10 protein-coding genes and 1 pseudogene are annotated in these 18116 nt (G+C 60.8%); 6 read left to right on the top strand and 5 right to left on the bottom strand.

Annotation, left to right across the window (positions count from 1 at the left end; translation table 11 throughout):
* Positions 1–50 precede the first annotated feature (50 nt).
* The 3 genes from GSM73_RS16780 to GSM73_RS16770 all read right to left on the bottom strand — a co-directional run bounded on the left by GSM73_RS16780 (position 51) and on the right by GSM73_RS16770 (position 9200).
* A complete protein-coding gene (locus GSM73_RS16780) occupies positions 51–2858 on the bottom strand; it encodes an RHS repeat domain-containing protein (protein ID WP_160893288.1) in 2808 nt (935 codons plus the stop codon).
* A 3-nt stretch (positions 2859–2861) separates the two neighbouring features.
* Positions 2862–7319: a SpvB/TcaC N-terminal domain-containing protein gene (locus GSM73_RS16775; protein WP_160893286.1), complete on the bottom strand. Its 4458-nt coding sequence runs from the start codon at positions 7317–7319 to the stop codon at positions 2862–2864.
* Between the two features lie 357 nt (positions 7320–7676).
* A complete protein-coding gene (locus tag GSM73_RS16770; protein ID WP_047227110.1) occupies positions 7677–9200 on the bottom strand; it encodes a fumarate hydratase in 1524 nt (507 codons plus the stop codon).
* Positions 9201–9667: 467 nt separating this feature from the next.
* On the opposite strand from GSM73_RS16770, the gene GSM73_RS16765 reads away from it, so the two are divergent.
* From GSM73_RS16765 to GSM73_RS16755, 3 genes are read left to right on the top strand one after another with little or no spacing between them, the layout of a single operon-like run.
* The gene (locus tag GSM73_RS16765) at positions 9668–10774 is read left to right on the top strand and encodes a diguanylate cyclase (protein ID WP_047227128.1); all 1107 of its coding nucleotides are present in this window, start codon (positions 9668–9670) and stop codon (positions 10772–10774) included.
* Positions 10767–11702 carry an iron-sulfur-binding ferredoxin reductase gene (locus GSM73_RS16760; protein ID WP_047227109.1) on the top strand — a complete coding sequence of 312 codons (936 nt, stop codon included), beginning with the start codon at positions 10767–10769 and terminating at the stop codon, positions 11700–11702. The genes GSM73_RS16765 and GSM73_RS16760 overlap by 8 nt, the downstream gene beginning before the upstream one ends.
* Positions 11703–11730: 28 nt before the next feature.
* On the top strand, positions 11731–12480 hold the full coding sequence (locus tag GSM73_RS16755) for an enoyl-CoA hydratase-related protein (RefSeq protein ID WP_160893284.1): 750 nt from the start codon (positions 11731–11733) through the stop codon (positions 12478–12480).
* A gap of 211 nt (positions 12481–12691) precedes the next feature.
* Here GSM73_RS16755 and pyk read toward each other — a convergent pair whose 3' ends face one another.
* Positions 12692–14143 carry a pyruvate kinase gene (gene pyk, locus GSM73_RS16750; RefSeq protein WP_047227107.1) on the bottom strand — a complete coding sequence of 484 codons (1452 nt, stop codon included), beginning with the start codon at positions 14141–14143 and terminating at the stop codon, positions 12692–12694.
* A gap of 252 nt (positions 14144–14395) precedes the next feature.
* Between pyk and GSM73_RS16745 the strand changes: the two genes are divergently transcribed.
* Complete coding sequence (locus GSM73_RS16745) at positions 14396–14770, top strand: tol-pal system YbgF family protein (protein WP_047227106.1); 375 nt, start codon at positions 14396–14398, stop codon at positions 14768–14770.
* Positions 14771–15064: 294 nt separating this feature from the next.
* Entirely contained in the window at positions 15065–15424 is a 360-nt protein-coding gene (locus tag GSM73_RS16740; protein ID WP_160893282.1) for a PilZ domain-containing protein, read from the top strand.
* Positions 15425–15657: 233 nt separating this feature from the next.
* On the opposite strand, the gene GSM73_RS16735 is transcribed toward GSM73_RS16740, so the two are convergent.
* Entirely contained in the window at positions 15658–16023 is a 366-nt protein-coding gene (locus GSM73_RS16735) for a DUF6124 family protein (protein WP_076383670.1), read from the bottom strand.
* 455 nt (positions 16024–16478) lie between these two features.
* Between GSM73_RS16735 and GSM73_RS26535 the strand changes: the two are divergent.
* Positions 16479–18116, top strand: a pseudogene (locus GSM73_RS26535) (hypothetical protein); the annotation flags it as partial.

Below are 18116 nucleotides of genomic sequence, written 5' to 3'. Positions count from 1 at the left end.
GGGTGTTGTCAGTCTGAACCTTGATGCAACGAGGAACCGAGCTGCCTGGATCACGTGGTCATCCATTTCGGGCGGCCCTTGCCATGGCCGACAGGATGCGCATGCCAACTCGCCCACAAATTGTCCGTCGTGCCCATTTCCTTGTAAGCGGTGATTCCCTGCTGCGCGGCCTTGATGTTGGCCAGGGTGGCTTGGGTTCTTTTGCGCAAGGCGGCGCGACTGATCGGTGCCAGGGCTTCCTTGGACGTCATGAAGTTAACGTTGGGCAGCAGGTCTGCGGGGGAGATGACATCGGAGCCTAACGCATCGAAAGCATTTTCGGCCCAGGCAGCGCGTTGCTCCACAGCCGTTTTCCAGTCGGCGAGCAGCGTTTCGATTTTGCCGATCTTGACGGGGTCGAGGCGGTTTTTGATGTCTTCGCCCTCGATGGCCCGGGCGAACATATTGAGTGTGCCGCCGATGATCGGGATCCACGACCCCATCACCCGGTTCATCACGAAGCTGGGGTTGAGGACTGAGTTGAGCGCCGGGTGGATCACCTCATCTTTCATCTGCCGCCAATTCTTGATGTCTTTAACCGCACCCTCGATACCGAGTCTGCGATCGATCGCCTCAACGGATATTTTTGAGGTCTGCGGTATGAGCGCGCCCACCAACCCTGCGCTATTCACGAACGGATCGGCGATCTCGCCGGCCACATCGCCGCCGACGTTGCCACCGATCAGTCCACCCGTGGTGGTGTAGGGCGTTGTGAAAGGGGCATCAGGCAGCACCAGATCGACCACCTCGCCCCCCAGCACACCTGTCTCATAGCCGAAGACGCCTTTGACCAGCTCTCCCCCCAGATTCCCCATCAGGCTTCTGAACACGCCTTTTTGCTGGATGATGTTGTGAAGCTGCCCGAGCAGTTGGCTGGACTCTCCACTGAGTTCGGAGAGAAAGCCTGAATAAAGCACGATCACGCTCTCGGCTTTTGCCTGCCCGTCCGTATCCACATAACGCAGTGGATTGTTGGCCACGAACGCATACCTGTTCAGCCCGTCCACATCCCCTGCCGGGTCGGCACTGACCCAACGCTGCAGCCACGGCGCGTAGTAACGTGCGCCGTAGTAATACAGCCCGCTGATGTCCATTTCCTTGCCCGAATAGCGCACGGTCTTGTAACTGACCTCTACGCCGGGACGGGCTATCAGCCACGCCGTGGCGCCGAACGGGTAATAGCCTTCGTGACTGATCAGTTGCGCATGCTGATCGAGCTCCATCATGTTTGAGCCTGAGTGGTCCTCCAGGCTGTAGCGCAACTGATCGGTGTCGATATCTGCCGGCTTGCCCGTTACCCAATGCAAGCAGCGGACGTTGATCAAGCCCGTGTCGAGGATGATGATGTGCAGTTCTTCGCCATTGTCCCGGGTGCGGATCTCCAGGCCCGGGAGATAGCGCACGTCCTGAAAATGGTCGCGCTTGGCGGTATGGGTTTCGTGACGTTTGTAGACCCGGGTCCCTTGGCTATAGCGGTAATGTTCTTGGTCATTGGCGGCGGTTTCGCGGTCGATCAGGGTGACCGCTGCCAGTTGGTCCCGAGCGTTCCATTGCAGGTTCTGCCCTGGCTGCAATGCCAGGAGATTGCCATGGCGATCGAACAGTGTGTCGAATGACGGGGCAGGATCTCCAGGCTGGTATCGCACCCCTCGATTGCTGCCCGGGTCGATGAACATCTGCCGGGTGTAGCCGGCACCCTCACGCACATGGGTGAGCTTGGTCAGATTGCCGCCCTCATCGTACTCATAGGTTTGCAGGTAGTTGAGCCGGTTGTTGGGGTCGGTTGGCTGGGGCAGGCCAGGTATATCCGAGGGCGGGCCATCGTCGTAGCCGCTGGCACTGGTCAACCGATAGAGCGAGTCGTAGCTGAAGGCACGATGGCCGTCGACTCGTTGGTTGGCGAAATGGGTAGGCGTATAGGTATGGTCCAGAATGCGGGTAATGTTGCCCATCGGGTCGTGGACATATTCGAAGTCCACCAGTGCGGTGGCCGGGTTTTTTTGTGAACGTTGTCTGAGCAGGCGAGCGCTGGCCGGGTCATAGCTCCAGTGGCTGATGACGCTGTTGCCTGCGTGCTGTTCGATGATTTGCCCGGCGGCATTGTATTGGGCATCGTGCAACACCGTCTGCCAGTCGGTTTGCCCCTTGAGTCGCAACTGCACCTGCTTGAGCTGCCCGGCCAGATCGTAGCGCGACTGTTGCTGGTGTTCACCGGCATCGGTCTGCTCAAGGACAGCCCCCGAAGGCCCGAAGAGACGACGGCTGGTAAACACCTTGCTGTCGTGAAAAATACGCGTCTCACATAACGGCAGGCCGACCAGGCCATAGCTGTCCAGAAGCACAGTACCCGAGGGGTCGACCTGCTCGAGCAACCGACCGCGCAGGTTGTGATCGGCATCGGCCGTGGCGTCGGCGTAGATGAAGGTATCGACTGCGACCTGACTGTTTTCCTCCAGGGCCACCGGACGCAGTTGGGGGTCATAGGCAATACGCCAATGACTGCCGCGTTCATCCCAGCGTTGCAAGGTTTCACCCGCCAGGCCCGGTAATGCCAGGCGCCATCCGCCATCGACGCTGCGGGTACGCAGCGGCTGACCGGTGAGGTTGTAGTCGTTGCGCAGGTTGGCCGTGTCCGTACCGTAGAAACGTGGGTCCCATCGGGCGATAAGACGCCCGGCGACGTCATACGCCTGGGCCGTGACCAGCGTTTGGGTGTCGTCGTTCGGCGATCGGCGCCAGTAGTCCACTCGCCTGACCGAGCCTGCTCGTGCGTCAAGTACCGACAGGACCGGTGTACCGCCATGAGTTAGCCTGCTCACTCGTCAGCTTCCCGGGTCCGTGTCGTTGTAGTCGTGGTCGCACAAGTACCAGGGATGATGCACATGCCAGGCTTCATAGCCCTTGGCATTGATGACCTTGACCAGGCGTCCTGGTGGATCGTAGAACTGCTGGTCGTGGTAGCCGTGCAGACGCAGCGAGGCGTCGTTGATGTAGCGCCAGGCGTCGGCGAAATACGGCCGATAGACCCGCGTGACCAGTCCCTTGTTGTTGTACTCGACCCGTTCGCTGACGCGCCAGCGCGGGTCGGCCAGGTGCTGCAACGGTTGCCCGTTCTGTAGCTCCAGCGAGCCGTCCTCGGCCACGGCATAGGCCTCCCCGGGTTCGACCCGCTGCTTGGTTTGCAAGGTGCGGCCGAATCCGTCGATGGCGCTGAGGGTGATGCGGACCTGTTGCAATGGATCGTCCGGGTAGCGATCGGCGCTCAGCACGACGCTGTGAACCGGCTCTCGGGCCGTGGCCTGGATCAGCGTCCACAACTGTTCTTCGGCGGCGCTGCGTTCGGCCAGCCGCGCCAGGTGAATGCGTGCCCTGGCGCGGACATGGCCGCTGGGCATCAAGTAGCGGGCGCGGATCCACTCGTTGCGCTGCGCAAGGGAGACTTGGGCGAGGTCAAGCGCGCCCATCCAGCTGAACTCGTCGGTGCGCACGGCACTGGCGATTCTGCCCAGGGTGGCTTCGGGGTGTTCGATGGCATAAGCCGGTGTCAGGTCGTCGGGCAGCTCGTAGGTGTCGATGGCATCGAAGCCTGCCGGCAGGCCATTTTCGGTGCCGAAAAACGTAATGCCCAAAGGCACGCCGTCGGGGCCATACAGCGCTTGCTGCACGTTGTCGTTGGCGTCGATGATGCTCTGCGGCAACAGCGAGTGATAGTCGTATTCGATCTGGGTCGTACAGCCGTCCGGCAGGGTAATGGCGGTGGTCATCAGGTGATAGGCATCGTACGTCAGGGTTGTAACACCATGGCTCTGGGTTTCTTGCAGGGCGTGGATCTGGAAGAAACCATCAAGCGATTGGTAGGTGGCAAAACCGCTCTTTTTCGACCAGAGATTTTCGGCGGTGTCTTCGTCCGGATCTTCAGGCAGAAAGAGCTGCATGGGCTCAAAGCCGATTTCTTCCAGTTGCCCGCGGATGTCGAACGGCGGTGGCACGGCGTCGTAGGCGTCCAGTGCCTGCTTGTCGAACTCGGCCGTCTCCAGCGGGCCGAGCAACGCCTGGAAGGCAATATCGCCTTGGTCGTCACGCAGGTAGTTCTGTTCCTCAAGCGCAACCAATTGCCGTGCGGCTTGCCATTGCGGGGAGTCGTGATGTGCGAGGAAGGTTTCATAGCTGATCTGGCGAGGGTTGAGGCCTTGCGGCAGTTCGCCCTTGGGGCATTGCAAAGCGTTGGCCCGACTGCGCCAGGGCAGGCCCAGGCGCTGACGCCACCCGGTTTCGTCGAACAGGTGCAGGTGCTCGGCCCGGCTCTCGGCAAGGTGGAACACCTGCTGCTGCTCATCATGGGCATCGAGCCACCAGGTGTTCTCGTCTTCATCGTCGAAGGGTGGCGGATCGAGCGGCGTAAGGCGTCGGGCGTAATGGACGATGAAGCCGTGAACAAGCTGGCCGTAGAGATTCCATTTCAGATTGATGCCGTGCTGGCTTTGCGGGTCATTGGTAAAACCGTCGTATTGATGGCTGAGCGCCTCCAGTTCCAGTACCAGCAGGCTTTTGTGATGGGGATGGTGCTGGCGCAGCAGATAGCGTTGTTGCGTCACGGTGTAGGGCCGGGCCGTATCGTCCGATTCGGCGGGATGGATTTCTGTGCGTAACACCTGGCCGCCCAAGGCATAAGCCATATCCCGGGCGGTCTCAGGGTCGGGCACGATAATCTCGTCGGCCTCGTCGCCTTCATGAAAACAGCTCAACAGCGCCGGGCCAAGCGGCACGGCGTCATCGTCGCCGTCGAAACAGTCCTTCAGAGGCTGGTTGACGGTTCGGCCGGTGTGGAACCAGGTCTTGACCAGTACCGGCGCGGTAAAGCCGCTTTGCACTTCACCGTCGGGCAACTCGCTGTCCACCTGGTACAACCGAGCGAAGCCCCGGAACTCACGGTGATAGCCGTCGTAGTCGCCCTCGAAATAGGTGAAGCGCTGGGTCAGGCAATTGCCGGTGATTTCATCCAGCTGTTGCTGACGTGCCAACAATGGCAGGGCCATGGGCAGATAACAGGCCAATTGCTCGCCCTGCGCCCGGCGCTGTTGTTTTTCATCCAGCCAGTATTGCGCACTGCTGCGATAGGTCAGGGTGGTGCTGCAGCCCATGTTGTTATGGGTGGCGTTGAGCAGATAGGGCCGCGCCGCGACGAAGTCATAACGCCAATGCCTGGGCTTCATATCGGGGGAGATGTGGGGCACGCTCAGAATCAGACTGGCGCAACCCAGCCCCTGCAGATCGGCCAGGCTGACCTGGCACAGATTGTCGTACCGCACGCCCGCCGGCCATGGCACCTTGACGGGAGTTTGCTCAAGGCCATTGCCGCCGTGGTTGAGGTAAATATCGAAACAGTCGCTGTTAAGGTAGATCAGCGCGGGCGCTCCGGCGCCGTCCAGGTCGGCGATCCGCACCCGGTCAGCGTCGAATTGGCCGTAGCTGAAGGGCAGGGCGCTCATGACAAAACCTTCGCCGAAACGCCCGTGACCCAGGTTCGGCCAGCACTTGATTTCATCGAAGCGAATCCGGCACAGCTCGGTGCTGTCGCTGCCCAGCAAATTGCCGAACAACACCAGCTCGCTGCGCGAGTCGCTGAACAATGGCAGGGGGCTGTCCGGTTCATGGGGCACATTCACCCCTGGGGCGAACCCCTGTTCGCGGAGATTGGGGTACAGCCGAACGCTTTTGGGGCCGACCATGGCCAGTGAGCGTAAACCGTCGCCGGTCAAATCGCCCAGTTGCGCGGCGGGGTGCAGGAACTCCGTCGGAAAACGATCAAACGGGGTGAAGGTCGACCAGCTACGGTCCGGGTTGAGGGTATGGAAGCCGCTCATGCCGGGTTGGGCAATGACCCAATTGAGGCGGCCGCTGCCGGTCAGGTCAGTCAGCACCTGCATCACGGCCGGGTTTTGGCTGGCGACCGGGATACTGTCCAGGCGAGACCACGGGCCATAACCGATGGCATCGTCATCGGGCCCGGCGCGCTCAGGCTCGCGGTAGTACCAGGCATCGGTGTAACGGCACAGAAACCCCGGCAGACCTTCGCCATACAGGTCCACGCATTGGTAATGCCGGTTGCCTTCGAGGGCGGGCATTGTCTCCAGATCGAAGAATTTTTCGGGTGCCAGATTGAGGTCGAAATCGGTGTACTGCAATTCCACCGGAGGGCTGTAATCGACACCGCCTTCAGTGTCCCAATCCTGATAGTGGGCGGCCGTCAGCAGGTTGTAACCCAGCGCAGTGGCGGTGTATTCCAGCACCAGCCGCCGGACCAGGGCAGGTTCAGTATCGGCCACGGCGGGGAAGTGGTGGAACATCAACACCTGATGACACAAGCGCCGGGTGCCGACCTCAAAACCGTATCGATAGGTGTGAAACGGGTCGCTGCGTAGCAGCCAGGGCGCCTCTTCGGGGGCTTGCCAGGAAGGTTGTTGCGCAAGATCGAGGGTGCGTTGCCCGTAGTCGAACAGCAGGTGAAAGTGCCAGTTGTGCTGGGCCGGGTCGGGCTCTTCGAAGCAGTACAGGGTGTCACTGGCGCTGGCGTTGCCATAGCACACCCGCCGCAGGTAGCGCTGGGCGCGATAGTCGTGGGGGCCGTCCAGCGCGCCGGGGTCGGCCTGGTACTCATAATAGATGTGCTCGCCTGCCGGGCTGACTTCTTCGAGCAACAACCATTCGGCGATGCGTGGTGGTTTTGGGGGATCGGGCTCGGGTTCGGCTTCAGGTTCGGCAATGCGCGACGCTTCGGTTTTACCGTAGCAATACACATGGCCGTTGCTGCCCTGGACACGCCAGAAGGGTGCCTGGCCGTCGGTGGGTGTCCACAGCTCATAAATATCGAAGCTGCTTTCAGTCCTGGGGTAATAACGCACCACCGAGCACGTTGCACTGCCGGGGCCCGCCAGGGGGCGAATGAGCGGTTCGGCGTTGAATTCGGGCCAGCGGTCAACCCCATCGGCGTCGACCATGACATCCTCATCAGCGTAGTGCGGCACACCTCTGCTGGTTTTGCGCGTGATGCTGGCGATGGAAAGCTGCATGCCGATGCCGAAGATGCCGTTGCCGCCCTGGCTGCTGTAATTCAAGGTCAGCGCCGGCGTCAGGTGGCGGGCGGCGGACAGGGGTAACGGCAGTTCAAAAGAACTTGCCCCTCGCGTACCGACAGGGCCGAGGCTGTTACCGAGGGTGGCGATAGAAGCACTGCCGGCGATGGTCGGGGTCACGATCTGGAGGGGCGCTTGTTCTGCCATCGGGATCATCTCTGTTAGCCGACGCCAGGGCGAATACCCGGCATGACTTCAGGATGCCAAGAGATGGTCCTTGGGTAACCTGTCAGATCTGACAGGTAGGCGGGCATGCCGATGAACGGCTCTACTCACGCCCGGCGGGGAGCATTGTGTGGGAGGCTTGGCTGAACATAGGTCGGGGTCCACTGAAGATCCAGTGTGGGAGCAAAGCTTGCTCGCGATGACTGAGGCACATCCAACATGGATGCAAGCTGACCCACCGCTATCGCGAGCAGGCTCGCTCCCACAGGTTTTCTGCTGATAAAAAAAGGCCGGTGAGTTTGTCGCCCACCGGCCTTTTTTACGGCGTCAACGTGCGTGTTACTGCACTTCTACCGCCAGGCTGTCGCTGATTTTCTTCTGCCAGATCGCCGGGCCGGTGATGTGTACCGACTCGCCTTTGCTATCGACCGCAACGGTCACGGGCATGTCCTTGACCTCGAACTCGTAGATCGCTTCCATCCCCAGTTCGGCGAACGCCAGAACCTTGGACTTTTTGATCGCCTGAGCCACCAGGTAAGCGGCGCCGCCGACGGCCATCAGGTAGACCGCCTTGTTGTCCCTGATCGCTTCGATAGCGGTCGGGCCGCGTTCGGACTTGCCGATCATGCCCAACAGGCCGGTCTGTTCGAGGATCTGGCGGGTGAACTTGTCCATCCGCGTGGCGGTGGTCGGGCCGGCTGGGCCTACCACTTCGTCGCCTACCGGATCGACCGGGCCGACGTAGTAGATGAAGCGGCCCTTGAGGTCCACCGGCAAGGTTTCACCCTTGTTCAGCATCTCGACCATGCGCTTGTGCGCCGCGTCGCGACCGGTGAGCATCTTGCCGTTGAGCAGGACGGTTTCGCCCGGTTTCCAGCTCTGCACGTCTTCAGGTGTCAGGGTGTCGAGGTTCACGCGGCGCGCCGATGGACCGGCTTCCCAGACGATTTCCGGGTAAGCGTCCAACGGTGGTGCCTCCAGCGACGCCGGGCCGGTGCCGTCCAGCACGAAGTGGGCGTGGCGGGTGGCGGCGCAGTTGGGGATCATGCACACCGGCAGGGACGCGGCGTGGGTCGGGTAGTCCATGATCTTCACGTCGAGCACGGTGGTCAGGCCACCCAGGCCCTGGGCGCCGATGCCCAGTTGGTTGACCTTCTCGAACAGCTCCAGGCGCATCTCTTCGATGCGGTTCTGCGGGCCGCGGGCCTTGAGTTCGTGAATGTCGATGGACTCCATCAACACTTCCTTGGCCATGACGGCGGCTTTTTCCGCAGTGCCGCCGATGCCGATACCCAGCATGCCCGGTGGGCACCAGCCGGCGCCCATGGTCGGTACGGTTTTCAGTACCCAGTCCACGATGGAGTCGGATGGGTTGAGCATGGCCATCTTGGACTTGTTCTCGGAACCGCCGCCCTTGGCCGCCACGTCCACTTCCACGGTGTTACCCGGAACGATGGAGTAGTGGATCACCGCGGGGGTGTTGTCCTTGGTGTTTTTACGCGCACCAGCCGGGTCGGCGAGGATCGACGCGCGCAGGACGTTTTCCGGCAGGTTGTAGGCGCGACGCACGCCCTCGTTGATCATGTCGTCCAGGCTCATGGTCGCGCCATCCCAACGCACGTCCATGCCCACGCGCACGAACACGGTCACGATGCCGGTGTCCTGGCAGATCGGCCGATGGCCGGTGGCGCACATGCGCGAGTTGATCAGGATCTGCGCCATGGAGTCACGGGCCGCTGGCGATTCTTCGCGCAGGTAGGCTTCGTGCATCGCCTGGATGAAATCCACGGGGTGGTAGTAGGAAATGAACTGCAGGGCGTCGGCAACGCTCTGAATCAGGTCATCTTGCTTGATCACGGTCATGAGTCGCGCTCCTCTCTAAAGACGGGAACATTCAATAAGGTGCCGTCCGTTTGGGTGCATCGGTCGACGGACGGCACCTCTTAAGGCACGCCGGGCATGCTGGCGCGACACTAAAAAGGCGCGGCAGTATATCGCAGGCGAGCACCCTGTGGGAGCGAGCTGCCTTTGTGGCGAGGGGATTTATCCCCGCTGGGCTGCGCAGCAGCCCTGAAAGTCAGTCACCTCGGTGTGTCAGGTTGTTTGCCTTCAGTCATTTTGGGGCTGCTTCGCAGCCCAACGGGGATAAATCCCCTCACCACAAGAGGACCAGCCAGTCTCGAACAACTGCGTCAATTTAGGCCATTGCTTTGACGCCATTTTTCTGCTCCAGAATTGAATGGTCATTTGCCCTGCACGCCACTAAAGTGGCGTCTGGCCTGTAGCGTAGGACGCCTCCTGTCAGTTCCTTTCCCATGGTGAGTCAACGATTGACCCATAACGCCATTCAACGTCTTTTGCTGAAACGCTTCGCCTTGGCGGCCGCGACTTACGCGCTGGCACTGGTGTTGTTGTGGTTGGCATATTTCAGTGGTCATTACCTCGATTCGTTGCGCGATGTCATCATCGGCAGCGTGTTGGTGGTGTTGTGCCAGGCAGGGCTGTTCGCGCTGTTTATCACCGACCGCAATCTGCGGTTCGCCGACCCCAGTCTTACTGAAATACAGGTACTGATCGGCCTGGGCTGGCAGACCTGGATGATGGCGCATCTGGACCAGGCTCGGGGCGTGTTCCTGGTGTTCTATGTGCTGATCCTGCTGTTCGGGTTGTTCCACTTGTCCCGTCGGGCTTTCGTGCGCTGCGCGATGCTGGTGTTTTTCAGTTTCACCGCCATTACCCTCTGGGACGGTTACTTCTTCAGGCTTCCTGACCCCACGCTGGCCGCGTTACAGGTGTGCGTGCTGTTTATCGTGCTGGTGTGGCTGGTGCTCTATGCCAGTTACGTACAGAACTCGCGCCAACGCATGCGTCAGCGGCGGTTTGCCTTGCAGGCGCATCAGGACACCCTGCGCGGCATGATGCGTCAGCTCGAAGACCTGGTGGCCACGGATGAACTGACCGGCTTATTCAACCGCCGGCACTTCCTGCGCCTGGCGTCCCGTGAGCTCAACACACTCCGGCCCAATGTTGCCCATGGCCTGGCCCTGATCGACCTCGACCATTTCAAACGCATCAATGACCTGCACGGCCACGCCGCCGGTGATCAGGTGCTTCAGGCGTTCGCCAGCATCGCCACGGCCTGCCTGCGCGAAGGTGATGTGCTGGCCCGTTACGGTGGCGAAGAGTTCGTCATGCTGCTGCCGGCCTGCGACCCCTCGCGGCTGACGGCCTGTTGCGAGCGGCTGCGCCTGGCATTTACTGAAGTCGAGTTGATCGGCTTGCAGATCGGCTCCCTCAGCCTGTCGGTGGGCATGACGATGCTGGAGACCGGCGACGACCTGGACAACGCATTGCAGCGTGCCGATCAGGCCTTGTACCGTGCCAAGCGAGACGGCCGCAATCAGTGCGCCGCTGCCTGGGAGAATGTCGATGCCTGAAGTAAAAGTCGCCGACCGGCAGTGGACGGTGGCGGCGGGCAGCAATCTGTTGGACACGTTGAATCAGGGCGGCGTGGCCGTGCCCTACAGTTGTCGCGCCGGCAGCTGCCATGCGTGTCTGGTGCAGTGCGTGAACGGTGACGTGCGCGACAGTCGGCCCGACGCCTTGAGCCCCGCGCAGCGCGAGCAAGGCTGGCGGCTGGCGTGTCAGTGCCAGGTGATCGAGGATGTGCAGATCCACACCTTTGACCCGCAATGCGACGGCCGTGCCGCCCAGGTGACCGCCGCGGATTGGCTGAGCCCCGACGTGCTGCGCTTGCGCATTATTCCTGAGCGGGCGCTGCGTTATCGGGCGGGCCAGCACCTGGTGTTGTGGGCCGGCGATGTCGCCCGGCCGTATTCCCTGGCGAGCCTGCCCGAAGAAGACCGCTTCCTGGAGTTTCACCTCGATTGCCGCGAGCCCGGCCAGTTCATCAATGCGGCGCGACAGATGAAAGCGGGCGACCCGATTTTTCTCGGTGAATTGCGCGGCGGCGCCCTGCATTACGATCCCGAGTGGCACGATAAGCCGCTGTGGCTACTGGCGGCCGGCACTGGCCTGGCACCGTTGTTCGGTCTTTTGCGCTCAGCCCTGCATCAGCATCACCAAGGCACGATTCGTCTTATTCACGTAGCCCATGATGCCGCCGGGCACTATCTGGCCAAACCCCTGGCAGCGCTGGCGGCCAAGCATCAACACCTCACCGTGGAGCTGCTGACCACGGCCGAGGCGCCGTCTGCGTTGGCGCAACTGCGGCTTGTTTCCCGGCAAACCCAGGCCTTACTCTGCGGCCATCCCGACCGGGTCGAGGCCTTTGCCAAGCGCCTCTACCTGGCTGGCCTGCCGCGTAATCAACTGCTGGCCGATGTCTTCCTGACCCGTGGTTGAGCGCTGATCTTCAGACGCGAGACCGACCATGACCGACACCCTGCTACTTGAGCGCGAACGCGGCCTGTTGACCCTGCGCCTCAATCGCCCGGAAAAGAAAAACGCCCTGACCCGGGCCATGTACAGCCAATTGGCCCAAGCCCTGGCGATGGCTGACGCCGACCCGCAGATCAGTGCGGTGCTGATCTGCGGGTCCCATGACTGCTTCACCGCCGGCAACGATATTGTCGACTTTCTCGAACAGCCGCCGGCCGATCTCGACAACCCGGTATTCGAATTCATGCTCAGCCTGCTCGATTGCCGCAAACCGGTGATCGCCGCCGTGGCCGGGCCGGCGGTGGGCATCGGCACCACGTTGCTGTTGCATTGCGACCTGGTCTACGTCAGCCGGGACGCGCGGCTGCGAACGCCGTTCGTCAACCTGGGGTTGTGCCCGGAATTCGGCTCCAGCTTGATTCTGCCGAGGCTGCTCGGCCAGGCCAGGGCTGCGCAGTTGCTGCTGTTGGGCGAGGGCTTGAGCGGCGAACAGGCGGCAGCCTGGGGCATCGCCACCGAGGCGCTGGACAGTGGCGAGGCGGCGTTGGCCAAGGCGCGGAACGTGGCACTGCGCTTCGAATCGCTGCCGGCTGAAGCGGTGCGCATCAGCAAACAACTGATGAAGGCGCCGGATCGGGAGCAACTGCGCGCCGTGATCGAAGAGGAGGGCAGGCTGTTCACCCAGCGACTGCGCTCGCCGGAGGCGGTGGCGGCGCTGTCAGGGTTTATCAACAGGCATTAATTTTGTAGCGCATGGGCTGGCGCTATCGCGAGCAGGCTCGCTCCCACATGGAGTTTTGTGTTGGACGCATGATTCATTCACACCACCGATCCCCTGTGGGAGCGAGCCTGCTCGCGATAGCGTCAGCCCAGGCAACACCTTTTTCAGACGGCAAAAACCAAAAAGCCCCGCCATTCACATGGCGGGGCTTTTGTTTTCAGCAACCGGTCACTCAGACCATCGGGTCGCCAACGTGCAGAATTTTCATCCCGTTGGTGCCGCCGATGGTGTGGTAGCTGTCGCCCTTGGTCAGGATGACCCAGTCGCCGGTTTGCACCACGCCGCGCTTGACCAGTTCATCCACCGCCGCCTGGCTGACTTCGCCCGGTTGCAGGGCGGCCGGGTCGAATGGCACGGTGTAGACACCACGGAACATGGCCGCGCGAGCCTGGGTTTCGCGGTGCGGGGAGAACGCGTAGATCGGCACCGAGGAGCGGATGCGCGACATGATCAGCGGCGTGTAGCCACTTTCGGTCAGGGCGATGATCGCCTTCACGCCCGGGAAGTGGTTGGCGGTGTACATCGTCGCCAGGGCGATACTCTCGTCGCAGCGCTCGAAGGTCTTGCCGATGCGGTGGCTGGAGGTCTTGCTGGTGGGGTGCTTTTCAGCGCCGATGCAGATGCGTGCCATGGCCTGCACCGCTTCAAGCGGGTAGAGGCCGGCGGCGCTTTCGGCCGAGAGCATCACGGCGTCGGTGTAGTCGAGCACGGCGTTGGCTACGTCGGACACTTCGGCGCGGGTCGGCATCGGGTTCTGGATCATCGACTCCATCATCTGGGTCGCGACGATCACCGCTTTGTTGTGACGGCGTGCATGCAGAATGATCTTCTTCTGGATGCCCACCAGCTCCGCGTCACCGATTTCCACGCCCAGGTCGCCACGGGCCACCATCACGGCATCGGAAGCCTTGATCAGGCCGTCGAGGGTTTCGTCATCGGCCACGGCTTCGGCGCGTTCGATCTTGGCCACCAGCCAGGCGGTGCCGCCGGCTTCGTCGCGCAGTTGACGGGCGTATTCCATGTCAGCAGCGTCACGGGGGAAGGACACGGCCAGGTAGTCGACTTCCATTTCCGCGGCCAGCTTGATGTCGGCCTTGTCTTTTTCGGTCAGGGCCGGCGCCGTCAGGCCACCGCCACGACGGTTGATGCCTTTGTGGTCCGACAGCGGGCCGCCGATGGTCACGGTGCAGTTCAGTTCGGTGGCCGTGGCGGTGTCGACGCGCATCACCACGCGACCGTCGTCGAGCAGCAGCTCGTCGCCCACGCCGCAATCCTTGACCAGGTCCGGGTAGTCGATACCGACCACCTGCTGGTTGCCTTCGGTCAGCGGATGGCTGGTGGAGAAGGTGAAAGTGTCACCAATCTTCAACTCGATGCGCTTGTTGGCGAATTTGGCGATACGGATCTTCGGGCCTTGCAGGTCACCCAGCAGGGCGACAAAACGGCCATGCTTGGCAGCAAGGTCACGCACCAGCTTGGCACGAGCCTTGTGCTCGTCGGGGGTGCCGTGGGAGAAATTCAGACGGGCAACGTCCAGGCCAGCCAGAATCAGCTGTTCGAGAACTTCCGGCGAGTTACTGGCCGGGCCAAGGGTAGCGACGATTTTGGTGCGACGGACGGACATGCAAGACTCCTCAGGTTCAAGCGCCAGCGAAGGCTACTATGCTCTTTGGGTGTAGTCATTGTTCATATGCACTACTTTTTCGTTTCTTTTCGAAATGAACATTCCTGAAAATTTTTGCGCCTCTACGGCTTCACATTCCTCTTGTGGCGAGGGGATAAATCCCCTCGCCACAAGAGCACTGCCAAGCTGCGTTTTCGGGTTGAAGATTTCCCCACCCAGGTCGATACAGAGCTCAAGACAGGAGAACCTCCCATGCGATTCGTGCTTTTTGTTGCCCTGGCCCTGAGCATCACGGGCTGCACCCGTTGGTCGATGAACCACCACATGAACCTGGCCTACAAGGCTTACGAGCGGGGCAATTGCGAGCAGGTGATGCTCGAGTTGTCCAAGGTCGACCGCGCCAGCCGTGCCCGGCGCTACATGCAGCCGGAAGTCTCGATGATGCGCGGCCAATGCCTGGAACGACAGAAGCTGTTTGTCGATGCGGCGCAAACCTACCAGTTCATCATGACCCAATACCCTAACAGCGAATACGCCTTCCGCGCCCGGGCCCGGCTGGAAACCTTGCAGAGCCTGGGCCATTACCCGCTCCGCAGCGCCCCGGTGATCCGCCCCACCGCGCTCTGATACCGTCCGTCAATATCATGGCCAGGGGCAATGCCTGGCCACCCCCACCTTGTACGATTGCACAGGATGAAACTATCGTCCTGGGGCTGGCTGTCGCCAAACCTTGAGCTATATTTTGTACAAGAAGTGATTAGAGCCAGGTCTCTAATTCAAGAGGCACCTGTGACCGGCAGAAGTAGAGCCAAGGCGCTTGCAAGCGTCTGGCACCGGGATCGGGGAGAGCGGGCCTGTTCGTGCCCGTTCCGAAGTATCGATAGCCCCTGGTAGAGGGGCGTTCAAAAAGCGATACAGGACATGTACAAAAAGAGGCGAATCGAGCGGCATCAGCTGCCGTATTTCCTGCGCGTGTTCAACGGTATAAACGACAAGCCCATCGGCTTTCTGGGCAACGTCTCTGAGGATGGCCTGATGCTGATCAGCCATTTGCCGCTGATGGTCGGCGCGGACTTTAATCTGCACCTCAAGATCCCTAGCGATGACGGACCGCAGATGGACATCGAATTGAAGGCCAGTTGCCTGTGGTGCCACGAAGATGTGACGCCGCAGCATTTCGACGCCGGTTTCAGCCTCAAGTGGGCGCCGCCGGAGTACGGGCAATTGGTGAGTGCGTTGCAGCAGTATTTCAGTTTTCATCCGTTGCCGGAGTCGGCTTGAAACCGCCTCTGCAGGAATCGGCCTGACTTTTGCGGGGTTGCCTCAATCCAACTTGTGGGAGCGGGCTTGTTCACGAAAACGGTGGATCAGCTTGCATCAATGCTGAATGTGCCGACTGACCCAGTGTGGGAGCGAGCCTGCTCGCGATGGCGACCTCAAGTACGCCATCGCGAGCAGGCTCGCTCCCACAGGTTCTTCATCGCATCTACGACATTATTCAGTCGGCTTAACCTTCAGCGTTGAACCTTCGTCTCGTTATCCAGCAACTTCTCCAGCAACAACACGCCCATCTCGCCCATCTGGTGAATCGCCAGGGCCAGGTTGCGTGGGGCGCCTTCCAGGTCTTCCGATAAATCCAGAATCAGCGTGCTTACCGAGCAGAAGGTTTCGTAGGTGTGGGCGAGCATGCCTTCGGGGTCGGCGTCGGGGGCGACGATGAAGTAGTCGAGTTGTCGTTCGGGTTTGTCCGGTTTGTCCGCGTTGGGCTTGAGGTAGTGGTCCAGGGCTTTTTGCGCGGCTTCGTCGAGCTTTTTGGTGTCGAGGGTTTTGTGAGCGGGTTGTGAATCGGTTTTCGGGGGATTGGGAGTTGGCTTGATCATATTCACTTCTCTTTGATAGCGCTGCCACCCGGTTCGCGACTAAACGATGGGTGGCGGCTGGACGCAGGTTAGTCGACCGGTGAGAAGTGAAACCGGCGCGCCCGAGAGCGCCCTGCGAACAGCCACCATCAAGTGCGGGGATAGGGGAGCCCGACTGGATGACGCTTGTGCACATCACTTCATTACCGGGCGACTAAACCCGATCGCTGGTTGTCAGCGACGCGAATCAAATTACGGGGCAAGGCCAAGGCGCACAAGCCGGCGGATTCTGGCGGATCTGTAGTCCGTTGCGCAAGGCGCTGTAGTCACCCGAATTTTCCTGCACCGGGGCCCCCGCCACTCGTCGGTACTGTCAGAACTAACAGGTGTTTAGATTCGCGAGATGGATATTCAATGAGCCCATGACCGAACTAGTCATATCGCCAGCCTGTTAACCAGAAACTACGGAGTGCGTCATGGACACTGACGACGATACTGAAAACGACGAGTCTGGCGAAAACACACAGGACATGGAGACTCATGATCCTGCGTTTCAAATCTTGTCTCCGTCGGGTTATATCCCAGAATCAACATTTCTTGTTTCAGGTGTCGGCGCCAGACCCGGCATTGGCGTAATGATTCTGGATGCCAGCACGGCCGAGAGCCTGGGCGCGGGTTACGATGTCAATAGTGACGGTAGCTGGACGGTGCACGCCGCCATGCGAAACGAGTCGGACTTAAGGTACGTCGCCGCTCAAACTGCACATGGAATAACGCGGCCAAAGACCGTTGTCAGGCGTCCAACCACCCTCACCAAGCCCCAATCGGCCGGTTTTTTGAATCCCGCTCAGGTTGTTTTCGGAGGGGTTTGCTTTCCGGGTGAAACTCCGATTGATCCCGGCATGGGCATCAGAGTACTCGACGGCACAACTGAATTGGCTTCGATGACTGCCGTAGGGCCAGAGACAACATGGGAAGTCAGGCCATCGGTGCCATTGTCCAGTAAAACTTATACTGTGCGGGCCGAATACAAAGTGCAGAGCAGCCCGGTTCTCAGTTACACCAATTACTTATCTTTCGAAGTGATGGGGCCACCGGTCATCACCGCGTCCACCGCCATTCAAGAGATGGGTTTCACTGTATACGGAACACACGGGAGGCCGGGCGCCAGCGTCGAAGTACGGCTCGATGTCATCGGTGATCCGGTCGGTCCTCCAGGCAGGGTAGAGGCGAACGGTTCCTGGAATGTCGACGTGCAAGTGCGGCCAGGGACGATTTCGTTGGTGGCGGAGCAAACCTATCAGACCATCCCGTCGGGACTGAGTACTGCCCAGGCGTTTAAGGTGCGCCCCCCCAAGTTGACCGCCGTCACCGTCACCACGCCGACAGACACCTCGGTGAAGTTCGAAGGCAGCGGCTACACCGGTTCAACTGTCCAGATCACGGTCGTCAGCGGGCCTGATGCCCCAGCGCCAGGCCCTGTACCGGTGAACGGAGGCAGCTGGAACACAACCGCAACAAATTGGCCATTTGGTTCTTACAGCGTGAAGGCTGTCCAGCGGTTTCCCGACGGTGACAATGGCTGGATTGACTCGCAGCCGTACACGTTCCCGGTCAACCTGAGACTTCCAGACCCGACCGATATCACCTACACACCGGTCTACCGGCCCGTGTTCTCGGGTAAAGGTTTCAACGGTGCGACGGTGAAGATTCTGAATCCCGACGACTCACCAGCAGCCCCCGAAAGGACGGTGTCCGGCGGCGTGTGGTCGAGCCCCGCCTCAGCGGAGTGGGGGCCGACGTTCGAGCGCCAGGTTAAAATCAGACAATTCAAGGATGGTCAGGAATCGCCAACCTGGCAGGAAATCGAGGTCACCGTCCCACCGCTGGCACCGGTCATGAACGTGCCCGTGGAAAATGGTCTCTCGCCCAACCTCAGTGGCACTTGCTGGCCGGAGGCGGTGCTGACACTCACATTCAGTGACAGCGCCACCGAACACCCCGTCGAGAACAACAATGGCACCTGGAGTTTCCGGCGCACCGAGCCGTTTGCCCCCGAGGTCACCCACACCGCGACCCTGATCCAGACCGCCGCCCAGCAACCCTCACCGCCA

The organism is Pseudomonas sp. PICF6, assembly GCF_009831705.1.
Classification (GTDB): Bacteria; Pseudomonadota; Gammaproteobacteria; order Pseudomonadales; family Pseudomonadaceae; genus Aquipseudomonas; species Aquipseudomonas rhizophila.
The sequence above is the reverse complement of the archived record's forward strand: the minus strand, read 5'-3'. Positions and strand labels throughout refer to the sequence as shown.

What these genes read in the sequence shown, in the direction of transcription:
- GSM73_RS16735 (WP_076383670.1), bottom strand. Translation starts at nt 16,023, where the DNA reads ATGATCAAGCCAACTCCCAATCCCCCGAAAACCGATTCACAACCCGCT.
- GSM73_RS16760 (WP_047227109.1), top strand. Translation starts at nt 10,767, where the DNA reads ATGCCTGAAGTAAAAGTCGCCGACCGGCAGTGGACGGTGGCGGCGGGC.
- GSM73_RS16775 (WP_160893286.1), bottom strand. Translation starts at nt 7,319, where the DNA reads ATGGCAGAACAAGCGCCCCTCCAGATCGTGACCCCGACCATCGCCGGC.
- GSM73_RS16770 (WP_047227110.1), bottom strand. Translation starts at nt 9,200, where the DNA reads ATGACCGTGATCAAGCAAGATGACCTGATTCAGAGCGTTGCCGACGCC.
- GSM73_RS16740 (WP_160893282.1), top strand. Translation starts at nt 15,065, where the DNA reads ATGTACAAAAAGAGGCGAATCGAGCGGCATCAGCTGCCGTATTTCCTG.
- pyk (WP_047227107.1), bottom strand. Translation starts at nt 14,143, where the DNA reads ATGTCCGTCCGTCGCACCAAAATCGTCGCTACCCTTGGCCCGGCCAGT.
- GSM73_RS16745 (WP_047227106.1), top strand. Translation starts at nt 14,396, where the DNA reads ATGCGATTCGTGCTTTTTGTTGCCCTGGCCCTGAGCATCACGGGCTGC.
- GSM73_RS16755 (WP_160893284.1), top strand. Translation starts at nt 11,731, where the DNA reads ATGACCGACACCCTGCTACTTGAGCGCGAACGCGGCCTGTTGACCCTG.